This window comes from Mesorhizobium sp. M7A.F.Ca.US.014.04.1.1 (genome assembly GCF_003998745.1).
Classification (GTDB): Bacteria; Pseudomonadota; Alphaproteobacteria; order Rhizobiales; family Rhizobiaceae; genus Mesorhizobium; species Mesorhizobium ciceri.
Genome location: NZ_RZRW01000849.1, coordinates 1 through 1,785, shown reverse-complemented (window position 1 = coordinate 1,785; position 1,785 = coordinate 1). Strand labels below are relative to the sequence as shown.

Annotated in this window: 1 protein-coding gene and 1 pseudogene; one reads left to right on the top strand and one right to left on the bottom strand. The window is 60.8% G+C overall.

Annotated elements, in window-relative coordinates:
• Positions 1-266 (bottom strand): hypothetical protein (locus EOA22_RS32265; RefSeq protein ID WP_127390537.1); only part of this gene is annotated, 266 nt, incomplete at its 3' end.
• 398 nt (positions 267-664) lie between these two features.
• Here EOA22_RS32265 and EOA22_RS32260 point away from each other — a divergent pair.
• Positions 665-1,785 (top strand): annotated as a pseudogene (locus tag EOA22_RS32260) (autotransporter outer membrane beta-barrel domain-containing protein); the annotation flags it as partial.

Genomic DNA, 1,785 nt, shown 5'->3' with positions numbered 1-1,785 from the left:
TGGCAGCTTGGCTTGAGCTGCTGCACGACCGGTGGCGGTTGCTGAAAGATCTGGCGGTCCTGGGCGCGATTCTGCTGCTGTTGCTGTTGATATTGCTGCCGCTGTATCCTGTTTTGCAGGATTTGCAGGTCGTTCTGCCGGATCAGCGCATTGTTGCCGGTAGCGGGATTGAGCGCTTGCGCGGAAGCCGGCAGGCAAACGCCCGCCAGCACTGCCGTGGCCAGCATTGCCACTGTGAAGATCGTTGATGGCCGAAGTGCCGACATCCGTTCATTCCCGCGCAAAAACTCTGTCCTTTGATATAGGGCGTTTGCGCGTCGATGCCATGGCCAGCGGGTCGAGTATCACGAAATCGGGCGGTCCAATCGCTTTGTTCTGCGATTTCGGCCGCGAAACGGCAGATAGTCATCATATGATGACTATGAAACGTCGGTGGCTTTGGTCAGTGTTCCCCACGTAAATTTTTGGTTTCATCCGGCATAAGTTAATGTATTCTAATTGAGTCAGAGCTCCGCAAGTGGGAATACGGATGCCCTGTTTTAATGCATTGAACCTTATTGCACAGTGCCGGCATCCTTATTGCAATTGCATGAGCAGAGCATAGCGGTGGCGTCGGACTCAAGCAGGCATTGAGGCGCGCCCCCGTAAAATGGGGGGTAAGTGCATGGCTTTGTTCACAGAGCGCGTTGCCGTATTGTCGTGCGCATCGGCCGACGACGGTTCAGCCAGGGCATGTTCTGAGGAAGTTCTTCGTGATGCCGCGGCGACTCAGAAGGGTTTGCCCGGCCGGCCGAATCAATGTCTCGCCACTCTGCCCAAACGGATAGCTCGATTGCTTTGCGCTACGGCACTGGTGGGGCTGGTCTTTCCTTACGCTCAATCTCCGGCCCATGCGCAGCAATTGTCCATCAATACGGATGGTGCACCGGGCGACAATGGTGATGACGGAATCGGTACTGCTGACGCCGGAGATGGCCATTCGCCGGTGGCGCCGGCTACGGGAACGAATAGTGTCGGCCGCACGACCTCCGGGGAGGCCGCTTTCGTTGGCAGCGCCCGGGGTGGGCGCGGCGGCGATGGCGGCTCGGCTGTCCATGCAACAGCCGTCCCGCCTTTTGTGGAGATCAAGGGTGGTAAAGGCGGCGATGGCGCCAAGGGCGGAACCGTCGATATAACAAACAACGCATCTGGCGCCCTCGAAACATCGGGGGACAATGCTCCCGGCATATCGGGCGACGCCAGCGGTGGGGATGGTGGTAACGGCGCATGGGCATTCGCCATCGCGGTAGGCGGTAAGGGCGGCGTCGGCGGGCGGGGTGGCGATGGCGGCACGGCGACCGTGACCACTACGATCGAAAGCAATATCATCACGCACGGGGTCAATTCGAACGGCATCACCGTCAATTCCAGCGGAGGGCGCGGCGGCAATGGCGGCTTGGGCGCTGCGATCGGTGCCGGCAAGGGTGGCAATGGCGGCAATGGCGGTTTCGGCGGTGACGCGAAAGGCGATAATGCCGGCTCCATTTCCACGGACGGGGCTTTCTCGAAGGGTATGCTTGTGCGGTCGGCGGGCGGCGTTGCCGGTGATGGTGCAAGTGGTTTCGGTATCGTGGGTAACGGCGGCAATGGGGGCGTGCCGACAATCGGCGGCAATGCCGAGGGGATAAATTCCGGGACCATCACAACTCGGGGAGATTTTGCCAGCGGCATGGTCGTGCAGTCGGTGGGCGGTGGCGGCGGCGACGGCGGTGGCGGTCTAGGTCTGTTCGGCGGTGGCGGGGCGGG